3 protein-coding genes are annotated in these 18,554 nt (G+C 70.6%); all 3 read right to left on the bottom strand.

The window, feature by feature from the left end; genetic code table 11:
• Positions 1–14: 14 nt before the first annotated feature.
• Complete coding sequence (locus tag WMF14_RS30220) at positions 15–6,053, bottom strand: AAA family ATPase (RefSeq protein ID WP_437791706.1); 6,039 nt, start codon at positions 6,051–6,053, stop codon at positions 15–17.
• A gap of 129 nt (positions 6,054–6,182) precedes the next feature.
• On the bottom strand, positions 6,183–12,230 hold the full coding sequence (locus WMF14_RS30215) for an AAA family ATPase (protein ID WP_437791704.1): 6,048 nt from the start codon (positions 12,228–12,230) through the stop codon (positions 6,183–6,185).
• 207 nt (positions 12,231–12,437) lie between these two features.
• Positions 12,438–18,479, bottom strand: a complete 6,042-nt coding sequence (locus WMF14_RS30210) for an AAA family ATPase (protein WP_437791701.1) — start codon at positions 18,477–18,479, stop codon at positions 12,438–12,440.
• Positions 18,480–18,554 lie beyond the last annotated feature (75 nt).

Raw genomic sequence — 18,554 nt, 5'->3', positions numbered from 1 at the left:
TGCGCGACGCGGCGCTATGCCGTCGGCTGCAGATCCTCTTGGCCGTCCGTCTCCGCCTCTGCCGGGCGCAAAGGCAGCTCGATGATGAACGCGGCGCCCGCGCCTGGCTTGCTCTCGACGCGGATGGTGCCGCCGTGGGAGGTGACGATCCATCGAACGATGTAGAGGCCGAGCCCGAGGCCGCCGAAGTTGCGGACGGAGACGGCGCGCTCGAAGCGCTCGAAGATCCTCGCCTGATCGGCCTCCGCGATGCCGATGCCGTGGTCGCGGACGACGAGCAGCGCGCGGCCTTCCAGGCAGCGCACGACGACGTGAATGGGGGCTCCCGCGCCGTACTTGAGCGCGTTGGACAGGAGGTTGATGAGGACCTGCTCCATGCGAGAAGCATCCCAGTCGCCCACCACGGGCCCTTCCAGATCGAGCTGGGTGCGGCAGCGGGCGTCGTCGAGCTGCTGGTGCATCCGCTCGACGACCTCGCGCGTCAGGGCCGCCAGATCGACCGGCGCGCGCGTGAGCGAGAGCCGGCCGGCGTTCAGGCGGGTGACGTCGAGCAGCTCGTTGATCAGGTGGGCGAGCCGCGCGATCTGGCGGTTGAGGACCTGGATGGCGGCGTCGATGCGCTCCGGAGCGACCTCGGCGCGCTGGAGGCGAGGCAGGAGCCGGGCGAGGAGGTGGGCCTGCATCTTCAGCGAGGTGAGCGGGGTCTTGAGCTCGTGGGAGGCGACGAGGAGGAACTCGTCGCGGCGCTCGATCGCCACCTGGGCCTCGGAGAACAGACGGCTGTTGTCGAGGGCGAGCGCGGCGCGGCTCGCCAGCTCCTGGGCCAACCACAGATCGGCAGGGCCGTAAGGGCGTCGCGGCGCGGCCGCCAGCAGGGTCATGACGCCGAAGCGCCGGTCGCGCGCGACGAGCGGGACCCGGAGGAAGGAGTGAATGCCGAGCTGCTCCAGCAGGGGCGCGGCGCGGACGTCGCCCACCTCGGGCCGCTCCGGCGAGATCGCTGCCAGGGGCCGCAGGGCGTCTGCCGTCGCGCCTGCGAGCTCGACCGGCACGCCCGCGGTGACCGCGGTGACCGTGCGCCCCGGGGCGTCCTGGGCGACGTCCACGTCGATGACGCACCGATCGGCCAGCTCGGGCACGGCGAGCTGCGCGATGCTCTCGAGGGTGGCGCCGTAGCCGAGGGCCATGAGCTTTCGGCTCGCGTCGGCCAGGAAACGCTCTGCGAGCTCGGCCCGCTTGCGCTCGGTGATGTCGGTCGAGATGCCGCAGAGCACGCCGGGCATGACGCTCTCACCGAGCGGGAACTTGAGCGACAGGTAGGTGTGCGGCCCGTCCTCCATCATCACCACCTCCTCGCACTGCAGCGGCTCGCCCGAGTCGAGCACCCGCCGGTCGTTGTCAGCGATGATCTCGAGATCCGTGGAAGGGAAGAGCTCGGTGGTCGATTTGCCGATGATCTGCTCGGGCGGCATGCCCAGGAGGCGGCCCACCTCCCGGTTGACGAGCAGGTGTCGGCCGTCGCGATCCTTGAGGTAGATGGTCGCAGCCGAGTTGTCGACGATGGCCTGCAGCGTGGCCTGGCTCCCGCGGAGCTCCCGCTCCGCCCGGCGCCGCTCGGCGTTCTCCTGCTCGATATCGGTGTAGAGCATGGCGTTCTCGAGCGAGATGGCCGACTGCGAGGCGAGCAGCTCGAGCACGGTGAGCCGCCCCGGGGTGAACGCCCCGGCCACCAGCTTGTTCTCCAGGTAGAGCAGGCCGAGCAGCCGCGCTTGCCGCACGATCGGCAGGCACAGCACGGACCTCGGCTTCTTCCGCGTGAAGTACTCGTCCTCCGAGAACGGGTGCCGCCCGGCGGCGTCGTCGAGCAGCACGCGCTCATGGCTCCGGCGAACATAGTTGAGAATGGATTGCGGCAGCGCGTCCGCCGCCGCCTCGCCCGCGTCGAGCAGCCGCGTGGCGCCCCCGGACGCGGCGATCGCCGCCGCGGTCGACAGGCGATCTTCCCGGAGCAGGAGCACGTACCCCTCTCCGGCGCCTGCGTGCTCGATCACCGTGCGCAGGAGCATCTCGAGCAGGCGCGGGAGCTTGAGCTCTCCCGAGATGCTCTGAGAGGCCTTGACGACGGACAGGACGTCGAACTGCTCGGCGCGGACGGCGAAGGTGACGGTGGGTGCGATCGGCTTTCGCTCGACGAGGAAGGGATAACGCTGGTCGAGCTGATCGACCTTGGCGTGGGCGCCCCAGCGGAAATAGGCGGCGCGGGCCTTCTGGAGGTAAGCGTCCGCGGGCGTGGACAGGCCGCGGTCGCGGTAGAGCCGGGCGGCGAGCTCGCAGGCGATGGCCTCGTGCTGGACGAAGCCGCCCTCGCGCGCCGAGGAGATGGCCTGCTCATAGAGGCCGATGGCCTCCAGGTCCTGCCCGCGGAGCCGCGCGATCTCGGCGCGGACCAGGGCGTGTTTGTGGAGGAAGTTGTCGGGGCCGCTCGCGGCCCACTCGCCGAGCTGCCGCTCGCAGTCGAGCAGCCCGTCCGGCAGCTCCGGCCGGGGCGACGGCGCCGCCGCGCGGTCCTCGTCGTCGACGAGCGCGGCCAGCGCGAGCGCGCGATAATAGAAGCACTCGGCGTACAGCGCGCACGCGTCGAACTTCCAGTCGTAGTCGACGACCACACGGGTCGTCGCCGCGAGCGTCTCCCGGGGCGCACCGAGGACGAACGTCGCCTGAGCCTTCATGCTGAAGTGGAAGCAGCCAGAGACGATCGCCCCCTCCCGGCCGAGCCGCGCCTCGAAGGCCGCCTGATCCAGCTCGGCGCCATCCAGCATCGCGTAATGGACCGGCCGCCCGCGCAGCGCCTGGATGAGGTGCCGGGCGCCGAGGAGGATGTCATAGACGAACGCGTAGCCGGCCTTGCGCACGAAGGCGAGGCGGTCCTCGGTCAGGTGGAGGGCGTCCTCCAGCGGCTCGCCGGAGAGCAGCGGGAACATCGCCGCCCAGATGCAATTGTAACATGCGTTGTTCCAGTCGCCGCCCTCCACCGCGGCGTTGAAGCCGCGGCGAGCAGTGAAGCCGGTCTCCCGGTAATGGCGCGTCCAGAAGACGATCTGCTGCCCGAACAGGGTGAACACCGCGCCCTTCGTGGCGAGGGCGTGGCCCCTGTCCGCGAGGTCGTGGCCGAGCTTTCCGAACAGGTAGGCGTCACGGTATTGCCCGAACCGCGGGCCGAACATCCGCGCGAACGCGGTGTACGCCTGGGCGGAGCTCTCCGCGTTGCCGTGGCGCAAGCTGAGCTTGACCATCCGCACGAGGAGCAGATAATGCAGCTTCACATCCACGAAATAGGCAGGGATGTTCACGCCCATGAGGACGCGCATCGCGACCTTGATCTCGGGGTGCTCCATGGGGGGCAGGTTGACCAGATCCTCGATCGCCCGGCCGCCCAGGGCCTGCCGGACGCTCTCGGTCTCTTCTTCGACCTGCGCGTCGGTGACGGGGAGCGACAGCTCGATGTCCCAGGCGCGAAGGCATGAGAGCCCGAGCTCCACGGCGCGGGCGCACTGCCCGCGGGTGACGTTCTGCGTGACGGCGAGCTCGACGACGGCGGCTCGCTCGATCTTCGTCCTCGCGCGCTCCATGAGCTCGTCGAGCAGCCGCTCCGCCTCCTCGAAGCTGCCGGTGGCGTAGGCGGCGTGCGCGCGCTCGAGGCTCAGGTCGTAGGTCAGATCGTACCGAGTCTCCCAGCGCTCGCGGGGATCTTGCGCGAGGAGCGCCATGCCCGCCGCGAAGAGCGCGGCGGCAGACTGGTAGGCGGCGGCGGCCTTGGCCTTCCTGCCGGCGCGGAGGTTGAGGGCGGCGAGCTCGTCGCGCTCGGCCTGGGAACGGAGGAGCGCGGCGCCGCGGTTGAGGTGGCCGACGACATCGAAGAGCGCCTCATCGGGCTCCTCCGCGCGCCGTGCCTTCAAGAGCAGCTGGCCGATCCGGAGGTGCACCTCGGCGAGCTGTCCTGGCGGGATGAGCGAATAAGCGGCTTGCTGCACCCGGTCGTGGAGGAAGCGATAGGCGCTGTCCCGGCGGAGCAACAGCCCCTCCCGCACGGCCTCCTCCAGCGCCGTGCGCAGGGCCTCCGCCGGCCTTCGCGCGATGATCGCGAGGGTGTCGAGGTCCCCGCTGCCGCCGAGGCAGGCGGCGAGCTTGAGCGCGTCGCGCGTGGCGACGGGGAGCCGCTCCAGCTTGCCCACCATCAGCTCGACGACGTTGTCGGTGAAGCCCTTGTCGCGGATGGCGGCGATGTCCCAGCGCCATGCGCCCTCGTCGGCATCGAAGGTGATGAGCCCCTCGTCGTGCAGGGTGATGAGGAACTGGAGCACGAAGAAGGGGTTGCCGCCGGTCTTCTCGTACACCAGCCCTGAGAGCGGCTCGACCTGCGCTTCCGGTGTGTGGACCGCCTCGGCGACGAGCGCCCCGACGTGGGCTGCGGAGAGCGGCGCGAGGACGAGCTCGGAGACGGCGGCGCCGCGCTTCTGGGCCTCGGCGAGCGTGAGCCGGAGCGGGTGCGCGGGGCCGACCTCGTTGTCGCGATAAGCGCCTATCACGAGGAGGTGCGCGTCGCCCGCGAGGGTGGCGAGCTGCTCGAGCAAAAGGAGGCTGCCGGGGTCGGCCCATTGCAGGTCGTCGAGGAAGAGGGCGACGGGGTGCTCCTTCCGGGCGCACGCGGCGACGAAGCGCTGGAGCGTGGCGAGAAGCCGGCTCTGGGCCTCGGCGGGGGGGAGCTCGGGCACGGGCGGCTGCGGGCCGAGGAGCAGGGCGAGCTCGGGGAGCATGTCGGTGAGCAACCCGCCGCTCGCGCCGAGGGCCTCGCGGAGGCGCTCTCTCCAGCGCTCGACCTGCTCCTCGCTCGCGCCGAGGATCTCCTGCACGAGCCCCCGGAAGGCGTGAAGGAGGGGGCGGTAGGGGACGTCGCGCTTCAGCTGATCGAACTTGCCGGAGAGGAAGAAGCCGCGCTCGCGCACGATGGGCCCGTGCAGCTCGGCGACGAGCGAGGACTTGCCGATGCCCGAGTAGCCCGAGACGAGCAGGAGCTCTGGCCGGCCGCTGGCGACCACGCGCTCGAAGGCGGCGGCCAAGGCCTGGAGTTCGCGCTCGCGGCCATAGAGCCGCTGCGGGACCTGGAACTGGTCGGAGACGTCGCGCTGTCCGAGCGGGAAGGGCTCGATGGGGCCGCTCTGGCGCAGCTGGGAAAAGCACCGATCGAGATCGTGGCGCAGGCCGAGCGCGCTCTGGTAGCGCTCCTCGGCGGCCTTGGAGAGCAGCTTGAGGACGACGGCGGAGAGCTGCGGTGGAATCGATGGGACGAGCGTGTGTGGCGCCTCTGGCGCCTGGGCGATGTGGCAATAGACCCACTCGACGGGATCGCTGGCGCGGAAGGGCAGGGTGCCAGTCAGCATCTCGTAGAAGGTGACGCCGAGGGAGTACAGGTCGGTCCGCTCGTCGACCCGGCGGTTCATGCGGCCCGTCTGCTCTGGCGCCATGTAGGCGAGCGTGCCCTCGATGAGGCCGCCGTGCGCGAGCTCCTGGGCCTCGCGGGGGGAGAGAGAGGCGATGCCGAGATCGGTGATCTTCACCTCGCCGGTGTCGGGGTTGTAGAGCAGGTTCTGGGGCTTGATGTCCTTGTGAATGACGTGCCGCCGGTGCATCTCGGCGAGCGCGGCGGCGAGGCGCAGGGCGAGGGGGAGGAAGCGCTCGATCGCCATCCCGCGCATCGGCGCGTCGCCATCGAGCAGCCGGTCGAGCGAGCGGCCGCCGAAGTCCTCGAGGACCAGGGTCGTCTGATCGTGGAACGGCTCGATCCCGTAGGCCCGGACGACGACGGGCGACTTCAGGGCGGTGGCGACCTCGAGCTCGTGCTGGAGCCTGCCGAGGGCGCGGGGGCTCGCGTGGTCGCGCCGCAGGACCTTGAGCACCACCGGCCGGCCGTCCTCCTCGCGCCGCGCGCGGTAGAGGATCGTGTCCGCACCTTGGTGCAACACCTCCAGCACGCGGTAACGTGGACTATCGAGCATAGGAGGATCTTTGAAATCCGGGGCACCGGTGGCGTGCTGCGGTTCAACCCGGTACACTGCCAAAAGCGCCGCGCCTCGTCACGAGCAAACGGCGGCGCGTCCGTGCCGCCTGAGGCTCCCGGAGAACGCTTACGCCGGCGGGAGGAAGGTTCCCTGGCCGTCCGTCTCTGCCTCCGCCGCATGCAAAGGCAGCTCGACGATGAACGCAGCGCCCGCGCCTGGCGTGCTCTCGACGCGGATGGTGCCGCCGTGAGAGGCGACGATCCACCGAACGATGTAGAGGCCGAGGCCGAGACCGCCGAAGTTGCGGACGGAGACGGCGCGCTCGAAGCGCTCGAAGATCCTGGCCTGGTCGGCCTCCGCGACGCCCATGCCGTGATCGCGGACGACGAGCAGCGCGCGGCCTTCCAGGCCGCGGACGACGACGTGAATGGGGGCTCCCGCGCCGTACTTGATCGCGTTGGACAGCAGGTTGATGAGGACCTGCTCCATGCGAGAAGCATCCCAGTCCCCGACCACCGGCTCGTCCAGGTCGAGCTGGGTGCGGCAGCGGGCGTCGGCGAGCTGCTGTCTCATTCGCTCGACGGCCTCGCGCGTCAGGGCGGCCAGATCGACGGGCGCGCGCGCGAGGGAGAGCCGGCCGGCGTTCAGGCGGGTGACGTCGAGCAGCTCGTTGACCAGGTGGGCGAGGCGCGCGATCTGGCGGTTGAGGAGCTGGATCGCGGCGTCGATGCGCTCCGGAGCGACCTCGGCGCGCCGGTAGCGGGGCAGGAGCCGGGCGAGGAGGTGCGCTTGCATCGTGAGCGAGGTCAGCGGTGTCTTGAGCTCGTGCGAGGCGACGAGGAGGAACTCGTTCCGGCGCTCGATCGCCTCCTGCGCCTCGGTGAACAGGCGGGTGTTGTCGAGCGCGAGCGCCGCACGGAGCCCGAGCTCCTCGGCCAGCCACAGGTCGGCAGGGCCGAACCGGCGCCGGGGCGCGGTCGCCAGCAGGGTCATGACCCCGAAGCGCCGGTCGCGGTCGCGGGCGAGGAGCGGGACGCGCAGGAAGGAGTGAACGCCGAGCTGCTCCAGGCGGGGCGCGGCGCGGACGTCGCCCACCTCGGGGCGGTCCGGATAGATCGCTGCCAGGGGCCGCAGCGCGTCCGTCACCGCGCCTGCGAGCTCGGCCGGCACGCCCGCCGTGACCGCGGTCACCGTGTGTCCCGCGGTGCAGCTGGGGAGCTCCACGTGGATGACGCACCGGTCGGCGAGCTCGGGCACGGCGAGCTGCGCGACGCTCTCGAGGGTGGCTCCGTAGCCGAGGGCCATGAGCTTGCGGCTCGCGTCGGCCAGGAAACGCTCTGCGAGCTCGGCGCGCTTGCGCTCGGTGATGTCGGTGGAGATGCCGCAGAGCACGCCGGGCATGACCTCCTCCCCGAGAGGGAACTTGAGCGACAGGAAGGTGTGCGGCCCGTCCTCCATCGTCACCTCTTCCTCGAACTCGAGCGGCTCGCCTGTCTCGAGCACCCGCCGGTCGTGATCGCCGATGATCTCGGCGAGCGCAGCGGGCAAGAGCTCGGCGTCGGTCCTTCCGAGGAGCCGATGGCCCGGCAGGCCGGCGACGTTGCTCGCCTGGCGGTTGACGAGCAGATACCGGCCCTCGCGATCCTTGAGGAAGATGGCGGCGGCGGAGTTGTCGACGATGGCCTGCAGCGTGGCCTGGCTCTCACGGAGCTCCCGCTCCGCCCGGCGCCGCTCGGCGTTCTCCTGCTCGATATCGGTATAGAGCATGGCGTTCTCGAGCGAGATGGCCGACTGCGAGGCGAGCAGCTCGAGCACGGTGAGCCGCCCCGGGGTGAACGCGCCGGTGACGAGGTTGTTCTCCAGGTAGAGCAGGCCGAGCAGCCGCGCCTGCCGCACGATCGGCAGGCACAGCACCGATCTCGGCCGCTTGCGCGTGAAATACTCGTCCTCCGAGAACGGGTGCCTGGCGGAGGCGTCGTCGAGCAGGACGCGCTCGTGGCTCCGGCGGACGTAGTTGAGAATGGATTGCGGCAGCGCGGCCGAAGGGGCCTCGCCCGCGTCGCGCATCCGCACCGCACCCCCCGGCGCCTCGATCGCCGCGCTCCACAGGCGTTCGCCCCGGACCAGGAGGACGCACCCCCGCTCGGCGCCCGCGTGCTCGACCATGGTGCGCAGGAGCATCTCGAGCAGGCGCGGGAGCTTGAGCTCTCCCGAGATGCTCTGAGAGGCCTTGACGACGGACAGGACGTCGAACTGCTCGGCGCGGACGGCGAAGGTGACGGTGGGTGCGATCGGCTTTCGCTCGACGAGGAAGGGATAACGCTGGTCGAGCTGATCGACCTTGGCGTGGGCGCCCCAGCGGAAATAGGCGGCGCGGGCCTTCTGGAGGTAAGCGTCTGCGGGCGTGGACAGGCCGCGGTCGCGGTAGAGCCGGGCGGCGAGCTCGCAGGCGATGGCCTCGTGCTGGACGAAGCCGCCCTCGCGCGCCGAGGAGATGGCCTGCTCATAGAGGCCGATGGCCTCCAGGTCCTGCCCGCGGAGCCGGGCGATCTCGGCGCGGACCAGGGCGTGTTTGTGGAGGAAGTTGTCGGGGCCGCTCGCGGCCCACGCGCCGAGCTGTCGCTCGCAGTCGAGCAGCTGGTCCGGGAGCTCCTGCGGCGGGGAGTCGCGCTCCGCGTGCGGCGCGCTGGAGAGGGCCGCGAGCGAGAGCGCGAGATAATAGAAGCTCTCGGCCATGAGCGCGTGCGGCTGGTTCCAGAAGGGTTGCTCGGTGACGACGCGGGTCGCCGCCTCGAGCGCCTCCCCGGGAGCGCCGAGCACGAAGAGCGCCTGCGCCTTCAAGCTGTAATAGAATTCGCGCGCGGTCTCCAGCTCTCCCTCCTTCAGCCGCGCCTCGAAGGCCGGAGTATCCAGCTCGGAGCCGTCGAACATCGCGAAGCGGACCGGCCTCCCGCGCAGCGCCTGGATCATGGCGTGGGCGCTGACGAGGGCGCCGTGCGCGAACGCGAAACCCGCGCTGAGCACGAAGCCGAGGCGCTCGTCGACCTCGTGGAGCACGTCGTCGAGCGCCTCGCCGGAGAGCAGGTGGAACAGCGCGTCCCACATGCAGTTGAAGCACGCCATGCTCAGCGCGCCGGACTCGACCCCGGCGCTGAAGCCGGCGCGCCCGTACGGATACGTCTCTCTGTAGTGGCGTGTCCAGAAGACGACATGGTGTCCGAAGGTGGCGAACACCATCGATTTCGTGGTGAGGAGGCCGCTCCTCTGCGCCAGGTCGTGGCCGAGCTTGCCGAACCGATAGGCCTCCTCGTATCGCCCGAACCTCGGGCCGAACATCCTCGCGAACGACGTGTACGCGACAGCGGAGCCCTCGGCGTTGCCGTGGCGCAGGCTGAGCTGGACCATGCGGAGGAAGATGAGAAAGTAGAGGTTCGGGGTCATGAAGGACGCCGCGATGCCCGCGCCCTCCAGCACACCCATCGTCAGCTTGACCTCCCGGTCGGTCATGGAGGGCAGGTGGATCAGGTCCTCGATCGCCCGGTCACCCAGGGCCTGCCAGACGCCCTTCGTCTCCTCTTCGAGCTGTGTGTCCGTGGGGAGGCGTGGAAGAGCGATGTCGCAGGTGCGGAGCCACGAGAGGCCGATCTCCACGGCGCGGGCCGATTGCCCGCGGATCAACTGGAGCGTGACGATGAGCTCGACGGCGGCGGCCGTCTCGGTCCTGGTCCTCGCGCGCTCCATGAGCTCTTCGAGGAGCCGCTCGGCCTCGTCGAAGCTGCCTGTGATGTACGCGGCGTGCGCGCGCTCGAGCGTCAGGTCGTAGGTCAGCTCGTGCTGCGCGTCCCAGGAGGTCTGCGCGAGCAGGGAGAGGCCCGCGGCGAAGAGCGCGGCGGCGGACTGGAAGGCCGCGGAGGCCTTGGCCTTCCTTCCGGCGCGGAGGTTCAGCGCGGCGAGCTCGTCGCGCTCGGCCTGGGAACGGAGGAGCGCGGCGCCGCGGTTGAGGTGGCCGACGACATCGAAGAGCGTTTCGTCGGGCTCGTCGGCGCGCCGTGCCTTCACGAGCAGCTGGCCGATCCGGAGGTGCACCTCGGCCAGCTGCTCTGCCGGGATGAGCGAATACGCGGCCTGCTGCACGCGGTCATGGAGGAAGCGATAGCCAGAGCCCCGGCGGAGCAGGAGCCCCTCCCGCACGGCCTCCTCGAGCGCGTCGCGGAGCTCCGCCGCTGGACGGCCCGCGACCACCGCCAGGGGTTCGAGGTCCAGGCTGCTGCCGAGGCACGCGGCCAGCTTGAGCGCGTCGTGCGCGGAGGCCGAGAGGCGCTTGAGCTTGCCCGCCATCAGCTCGACGACGTTGTCGGTGAAGCCCTTGTCGCGGATGGCGGCGATGTCCCACCGCCATGCGCCCTCGTCGGCGTCGAAGGTGATGAGCCGCTCTTCGTGCAAGGCGATGAGGAACTGGAGCGCGAAGAAGGGGTTGCCGCCGGTCTTCTCGTGGACGAGCTGCGAGAGCGGCTCCACCTGCGCGTCGGGCGCGTGGACGGCCTCGGCGACGAGCGCGCCGACGTGGGCGGCGGAGAGCGGCGCGAGGACGAGCTCGGAGACGGCGGCGCCGCGCTTCTGCGCCTCGGCGAGCGCGAGCCGGAGCGGGTGCGCAGGGCCGACCTCGTTGTCGCGGTAGGCGCCGATCAGCAGCAGGTGCTCGGAGCCGGTATAGGTGGCGAGCTGCTCGAGCAGGAGGAGGCTGGCGGGGTCGGCCCATTGCAGGTCGTCGAGGAAGAGGGCGACGGGGTGCTCCTTCCGGGCGCAGGCGGCGACGAAGCGCCGGAGCGCGGCGAGCAGCCGGCTCTGCGCCTCGGCGGGGGGGAGCTCGGGCACGGGCGGCTGCGGGCCGAGGAGGACCGTGAGCTCGGGGAGCACGTCGGCGAGCAGACTGGCGTCCTGGCCGAGGGCCTCGCGGAGGCGCTGTCGCCAGCGCTCGAGCTGCTCCTCGCTCGCGCACAGGAGCTCTCGCGAGAGCGCCCGGAACGACCGGAGAAAGGCGTGGTAAGGGACGTCGCGCTTGAATTGCTCGAACTTGCCGGAGAGGAAGGAGCCGCGCTCGCGCACGACGGGCCTGTGCAGCTCGGCGACGAGCGAGGACTTGCCGATGCCCGAGTAGCCCGAGACGAGCACGAGCTCTGGCCGGCCGTTCGCGACCACGCGCTCGAACGCGGCGAGCAGCGCCTCCACGTCGCGCTCGCGGCCGTAGAGCCGCTGCGGGACCTGGAACCGGTCGGAGTGATCGCGCCCGCCGAGCGGGAAGGGCTCGATGGCGCCGGTCGACTGCCACCTTGCGAAGCACGTGTCGAGGTCGTGGCGCAGGCCGAGGGCGCTCTGGTAGCGCTCCTCGGCGGCCTTGGAGAGCAGCTTGAGGACGACGGCGGAGAGCTGCGGTGGAATCGATGGGACGAGCGCGTGCGGCGGCTGCGGCGCCTGGGCGATGTGGCAGTGCACCCACCCGACGGGGTCGCTGGCCTGGAAGGGCAGGGTGCCCGTCAGCATCTCGTAGAAGGTGACGCCGAGGGAGTACAGGTCGGTCCGCTCGTCGATCCGGCGGTTCATACGGCCCGTCTGCTCAGGCGCCATGTACGCGAGCGTGCCCTCGATGAGCCCGTCGTGGGCGAGCTCCTGGGCTTCGCGGGGGGAGAGGGAGGCGATGCCGAGATCGGTGATCTTCACCTCGCCGGTGTCGGGGTTGCAGAGCAGGTTCTGGGGCTTGATGTCCTTGTGGATGATGTGATGGCGGTGCAGCTCGGCCAGCGCGTCGGTCAGGCGGAGAGCGAGGGGGAAGAAGCTCTCGACCGCCATCCCGCGCATCCCGCCCATCGCGCGCATCGGCCCGTCGCCATCGAGCAGCCGGTCGAGCGAGCGGCCGCCGAAGTCCTCGAGGACCAGGGTCACCTGGTCGCGGAATGGCTCGATCCCATAGGCCTTGATGACGACGGACGAATCGAGCGCTCTGGCGACCTCGAGCTCGTGCTGGAGCCTGCCGAGGGCGCGGGGGCTGGCGTGGTCGCGCCGCAGGGCCTTGAGCACCACCGGCCGTCCGTCCTCCTCGCGCCGCGCGCGGTAGAGGATGGTATCCGCACCTTGGTGCAGCACCTCCAGCACGCGGTAGCGTGGACTATCGAGCATAGGAGGATCTTTGAAAACCGAGGCGCCAGCGACGCCTTGCGGCTCAACTCGCTACACTGCCAAAAGCGGTGCGCCTCGTCACGGGCAAACGGCGGCGCGTCCTCGCGCCAGCTCGCCTGCGGCGACTCCCTCGCCCAGGCATGGCGATGGCGTGGACGGAAAGCGAGCTGCTGACGCGCAGTCGGGTAGCGAGCGCGCAGCGCGCACCTACGCCTGCGGGAGCAGGGCATCCTGGCCGTCCGTCTCTGTCTCCGCCGCATGCAAAGGCAGCTCGACGACGAACGTGGCGCCCGCGCCCGGCTGGCTCTCGACGCGGATGGCGCCGCCGTGAGAGGTGACGATCCACCGAACGATGTAGAGGCCGAGTCCGAGACCTCCGAAGTTGCGGACGGAGACGGCGCGCTCGAAGCGCTCGAAGATCCTGGCCTGGTCGGCCTCGGCGATGCCGATGCCGTGATCGCGGACGACGAGCCGCGCGCGATCGCCCTCGCCGCGCACGACGACGTGAATGGGAGCCCCCGCGCCGTACTTGAGCGCGTTGGACAGGAGGTTGATGAGGACTTGCTCCATGCGAGAGGCATCCCAGTGCCCGACCACGGGCCCTTCCAGATCGAGCTCGGCGCGGCAACGCGCGCTCGCGAGCTGCTGTCTCATCCGCTCGACGACCTCTCGCGTCAGGGCCGCCAGATCGAACGGCGCGCGCGTGAGGGTGAGCCGGCCGGCGTTCAGTCGGGTGACGTCGAGCAGCTCGTTGACCAGGTGGGCGAGGCGCGCGATCTGCCGATTGAGGACCTGGAGCGCGGCGTCGATGCGCTCCGGGGAGATCTCCGCGCGCCGGTAGCGGGGCAGCAGCCGCTCGAGCAGGTGCGCCTGCATCTTCAGCGAGGTGAGCGGTGTCTTGAGCTCGTGCGAGGCGACGAGGAGGAACTCGTTCCGGCGCTCGATCGCCTCCTGCGCCTCGGCGAACAGACGGCTGTTGTCGAGCGCGAGCGCGGCGCGGCTCCCGAGCTCCTCGGCGAGCCGCAGGTCGGCAGGGCCATAACGGCGTCGGGGCGCGGTCGCCAGAAACGTCATGACCCCGAAAGACTGGTCGCGCGCGAGGAGCGGGACCCGGAGAAAGGAGTGAACGCCGAGCTGCTCGAGCAGCGGCGCAGCGCGGAGCTCGCCCACCTCGGGGCGGTCGAGAGAGCTCGCAGCCAGGGACTGCAGCGCGTCCATCACCGCACCTTCGAGCCCGTCCGGCACGCCTGCGGTGACCGTGGTTCCCGGGGCCCGGTCGGCGAGGTCCACGTCGATGACGCACCAGTCGGCCAGCTCGGGCACGGCGAGCTGCGCCACGCTGTCGAGGGTGGCGCCGTAGCCGAGGGCCATGAGCTTGCGGCTCGCCTCGGCGAGGAAGCGCTCGGCCAGCTCGGCGCGCTTGCGCTCGGTGATGTCGGTGGAGATGCCGCAGAGCCCGCCGGGCATGACCTCCTCCCCGAGAGGGAACTTGACCGACAGGAAGGTGTGAAGCCCGTCCTCCAGCGGCAGCTCCTCCTCCCACTCCATCGGCGCGCCCGTCTCGCGAACCTTCCTGTCGTGGTCGTGCAAGGCCTCGACGACCGGAGAACACACGATCTCGGCGACCGTCTTTCCGACGATCGCCTCGATCGGCATGCGCATGACGGCGCGCACGTGCCGGTTGGCGAGCAGGAGCCGGCCTTCGCGATCCTTGACGTAGATGGACGCAGCGGAGTTGTCGACGATGGCCTGGAGGGTCGCCTGGTTGGTCTTCAGCGCCTGCTCGGCCCGCCGCCGCTCGGCGTTCTCCCGCTCGACCTCGGCATACAGCATGGCGTTCTCCAGCGAGATGGCCGATTGCGACGCAAGCAGCTCGAGCACGCTGAGCCGCCCGGGGGTGAACGCCCCGGTGATGAGCCTGTTCTCCAGGTAAAGCAGGCCGAGCAGCCGGGTATGCCGCACAATCGGGAGGCACAGCACCGATTTCGACCCCCTCTGCCTGAAATACTCGTCCTCCAGGAACGGGTGCCTCGCGGTCGCGTCGTCGAGCAGCACGCGCTCGTGGCTGCGGCGAACGTAGTTGATCACGGATCGCGGTAGCGCGGCCGCCGCCGCCTCGCGCGCGTCGAGGAGCCGCGCCGTACCGCCGGATGTCGAGAGCGCCGCCGCGATCGACAGGCGATCCTTCCGGACCAGGAGGACGTGCCCCTCTCCGGCGCCCGCGTGCTCGATCGCGACGCGCAGGAGCGTCTCGAGCAGGCGCGGGAGCTGGAGCTCGCCGGAGATGCTCTGAGAGGCCTTGACCACGGACAGGACGTCGAACTGCTCGGCTCGCACGGCGAACGTGACGGTGGGCGCGATCGCCTGGCGCGGGGCGAGGTGGGGATAGCGCTGATCGAGCTGCTCCACCTTGGCGTGGGCGCCCCAGCGGAAATAGGCGGAGCGGGCCTTTTGCAGGCAGGCGTCCGCGGGGGTGGCGAGGCCGCGCGCGCGGTAAAACGCCGCGGCGAGCTCGCTGGCGATGGCCTCGTGCTGGACGAAGCCGCCCTCTTGCGCAGACGACGCGGCCTGCTCGTAGAGCCGGATCGCCTCCGATTCCTGCCCACGGAGCCGGGCGATCTCGGCGCGGACCAGGGCGTGCTTGTGGAGGAAGTTGTCCGGGCCGTTCCTGGCCCACTCGCCGAGCTGCCGCTCGCACTCGAGGAGCTGCTCGGGGAGCTCCACCGGCGGGGAGGGCCGCGCATCATGCGCCTCGCGCGCCTCGCGCTCCCGCCCGGCGTCGACGAGCGCCGCGAGCGAGAGCGCGAGATAATAGCAATTCTCGGCGATGAGCGCGTGCGGCTCGGTCCTCAAGGGGTTCTCGTGGATCGCGCGGGTCGCCGCCGCGAACGCCTCGCCGTGAGCGCCGAGCACGAAGAGCGCCTGGGCCTTCAGGCTATAATAGCGGCTGCGGATCCGGTGCAGATCCCCCTTGTCGAGCCGCGCCTCGAAGGCCGACGCATCCAGCTCGGACCCGTCCAGCATCGAGACGCGGACCGGCCTCCCGCGCAGCGCCTGGATCATCGCGTGGGCGCCGAGGAGGGAGCTGTGTGCGTACGCGTATCCGGCCCTCCGCACGAAGCCGAGCCGCTCGTCGACCTCGCGGAGCACGTCCTCCAGCGGCTCACCGGAGAGCAGCCTGAACAGCGCGACCCAGATGCAGTTGAGGCACGCCATGTTCAGGTCACCGGACTCGACCGCGGCGCTGAAGCCGGCGCGCGAGTACGGATATGTCTCTCGGTAGTGGCGTGTCCAGAACAGGACATGCTGTCCAAAGACGGTGAACACCGCCGATTTCGTGGTGAGCAGGCCGCTCCGCTCTGCCAGGTCGTGGCCGAGCTTGCCGAACAGATACCCCTCCTGGTATCGCCCGAACCTGGGGCCGAGCACCCTCGCGAAGTCGGCGTACGCGTAAGCGGAGCTCTCGGCGTTGCCGTGGCGCAGGCTGAGCTCGACCCTGCGCAGGACCATGAGACAGTGCAGGTCCACGTCCGCGAAGAACGCAGGCGTGGCCATCGCATGCAGCACGCCCATCGTGATCTTGATCTCCGGGTGCTTCACGAGGGGCAGATGGATCAGGTCCTCGATCGCCCGTTCGCCCAGGGCCCGCCAGACGCACGCCGCCTCCTTTTCGAGCTGTGCGTCGGTGGGGTGGAGCGGAAGCTCGATGCCGCAGCTGCGGAGCCACGCGAGCCCGATCTCCACCCCGCGGGCGCATTGCCCGCGGGTCAGGTAGAACGCGAGCGCGAGCTCGACGACGGCGGCCGTCTCGCCATGGGTCCTCGCGCGCTGGCGGAGCGCTTCGAGGAGCCGCTCGGCCTCGTCGAAGCCGCCGGTGATGTACGCCACGTGCGCGCGCTCGAAGGTCAGCTCGAAGGTCAGCTCGTGCCGCGTCTCCCAGGAGTCCTGCGCGAGCAGGGAGAGGCCCGCGGCGAAGAGCGCCGCGGCGGACTGGAAGGCCGCGGCGGCCTTGGCCTTCCTGCCGGCGCGGAGGTTGAGCGCGGCGACCTCGTCCCGCTCGGCCCGGGAACGGAGGAGCGCGGCGCCGCGGTTGAGGTGGCCGACGATCTCGAACAGCGTGTCCTCGCGCTCGTCGGCGCGCTGCGCCTTCACGAGCAGCTGGCCGATGCAGAGGTGCACCTCGGCGAGCTGCTCGGGCGGGATCAGCGAATACGCGGCCTGCTGCACCCGGTCATGGAGGAAGCGATAGCCAGAGCCCCGGCGGAGGAGCAGCCCCTCCCGCACCGCCTCCCCGAGCGCGTCGCGGAGCTCCTCCGCCGGACGGCGCGCGATGATCGCGAGGGGGTCGAGGTCCAGCGTGTTGCCGATGCACGCGGCGAGCTTGAGCGCGTCCCGCGCCGGGATGGAGAGCCGCTTGAGCTTGCCCACCATCAGCTCGACGACGTTGTCGGTGAAGCCCTTGTCGCGGATGGCGGCGATGTCCCAGCGCCATGCGCGCCGCTCGGCGTCGAGCGTGATGAGGCCTTCCTGGTGCAGCTCGCAGAGGAACTGGAGCACGAAGAAGGGGTTGCCGGCGGTCTTCTCGTAGACGAGCTGCGAGAGCGGCTCGACCTGCGCTTCGGGCGCGTGGACGGCCTCGGCGACGAGCGCGCCGACGTGGGCGGCGGAGAGCGGCGCGAGGACGAGCTCGGAGACGGCGGCGCCGCGTCTTCGGGCCTCGGCGAGCGTGAGCCGGAGCGGGTGCGCCGGGCCTACCTCATTGTCCCGGTAGGCGCCGATCAGCAGGAGGTATTCGGGCTCGGCGTAGGTGGCGAGCTGTTCGAGCAAGAGGAGGCTGGCCGCGTCGGCCCACTGGAGATCATCGAGAAAGAGCGCGACGGGGTGCTCCTTCCGGGCGCAGGCGGCGACGAAGCGCTGGAGCGCGGCGAGGAGCCGGCTCTGGGCCTCGGTGGCCGGGAGCTCGGGCACGGGCGGCTGCGGGCCGAGGAGGAGCGTGAGCTCGGGGAGCACGTCGGCGAGCAGACCGCCGTCCTGGCCGAGCGCCTCCCGCAGGTGGCGTCTCCAGCGCGCGACCTGCTCTTCGGTCGCGCCGAGGATCTCCTGAAACAGCGCCCGGAACGCCTGAAGGAAAGGAAGGTAGGGGACATCCCTCGTGGTCTGATCGAACTTTCCGGAGAGGAAGAAGCCGCGCTCGCGCACGACAGGCCTGTGCAGCTCGGCGACGAGCGAGGACTTGCCGATGCCCGAGTAGCCCGAGACGAGCGCGAGCTCTGGCCGGCCGTTCGCGACCACGCGCTCGAACGCGGCGAGCAGCGCCTCCACCTCGCGCTCGCGGCCGTAGAGCCGCTGCGGGACGCGGAACCGGTCGGAGAGATCGCGCCCGCCGAGCGCGAAGGGCTGTATGGCGCGGCTCGCCCGCCACCTCGCGAAGCACTCGTCCAGGTCGTGGCGCAGGCCCGCCGCGCTCTGGTAGCGCTCCTCGGCGGCCTTGGAGAGCAGCTTGAGGACGACGGCGGACAGGACCGGTGGAATCGAGGGGACGAGCGCGTGGGGTGGGACCGGGCTCTGCGCGATATGGCAATAGACCCACTCGACGGGATCGCTGGCCCGGAACGGCAGGGCGCCCGTCAGCATCTCGTAGAAGGTGACGCCGAGGGAGTACAGGTCGGTCCGCTCGTCGAGCCGGCGGTTCATGCGGCCTGTCTGCTCCGGCGCCATGTAGGCGAGCGTCCCCTCGATGAGGCCGTTGTGGACGACGTCCTGGGATTCGCAGGGCAGACGGCAGGCGATGCCGAGATCGGTGATCTTCACCTCGTCGGAGCTGGGATTCCAGAGCAGATTCTGGGGCTTGATGTCCTTGTGGATGACGTGCCGCCGGTGCAGCTCGGCGAGCGCCGCTGTCAGGCGGAGGGCGAGGAGGAGGAAGCGCTCGATCGCCATCCCGCGGATCGGCCCGTCGCCCTCGAGCAGCCGATCGAGCGAGCGGCCGCCGAAGTCCTCCAGGACCAGCGCCGCCTGGTCGTCGAACGATTCGATTGCGTACGGCTTGACGATGGCCGCCGTATCGAGCGCGCTGGCGACCTCGAGCTCGTGCTGGAGCCTGCCGAGGGCGCGTGGGCTCGCGTGGTCGCGCCGCAGGACCTTGAGCACCACCGGCCGGCCGTCCTCGTCGCGCCGCGCGCGGTAGAGGAGGGTATCCGCACCTTGGTGCAGCACCTCCAGCACGCGGTAACGTGGACTATGGGGCATAGGAAGAACTTTGAAACCGGTGCGTCAGCGACGTGCCATGGCCCAATTCGATACACTGCCAAAAGCGGTGCGCCG

This window comes from Sorangium sp. So ce693 (genome assembly GCF_051521375.1).
GTDB classification, from domain to species: Bacteria; Myxococcota_A; Polyangia; order Polyangiales; family Polyangiaceae; genus Sorangium; species Sorangium atrum.
This window is presented reverse-complemented; position numbering and strand designations above follow the sequence as displayed.

Coding starts and splice junctions, on each gene's coding strand:
- WMF14_RS30215 (WP_437791704.1), bottom strand. CDS start 12,230: ATGCTCGATAGTCCACGCTACCGCGTGCTGGAGGTGCTGCACCAAGGT.
- WMF14_RS30210 (WP_437791701.1), bottom strand. CDS start 18,479: ATGCCCCATAGTCCACGTTACCGCGTGCTGGAGGTGCTGCACCAAGGT.
- WMF14_RS30220 (WP_437791706.1), bottom strand. CDS start 6,053: ATGCTCGATAGTCCACGTTACCGCGTGCTGGAGGTGTTGCACCAAGGT.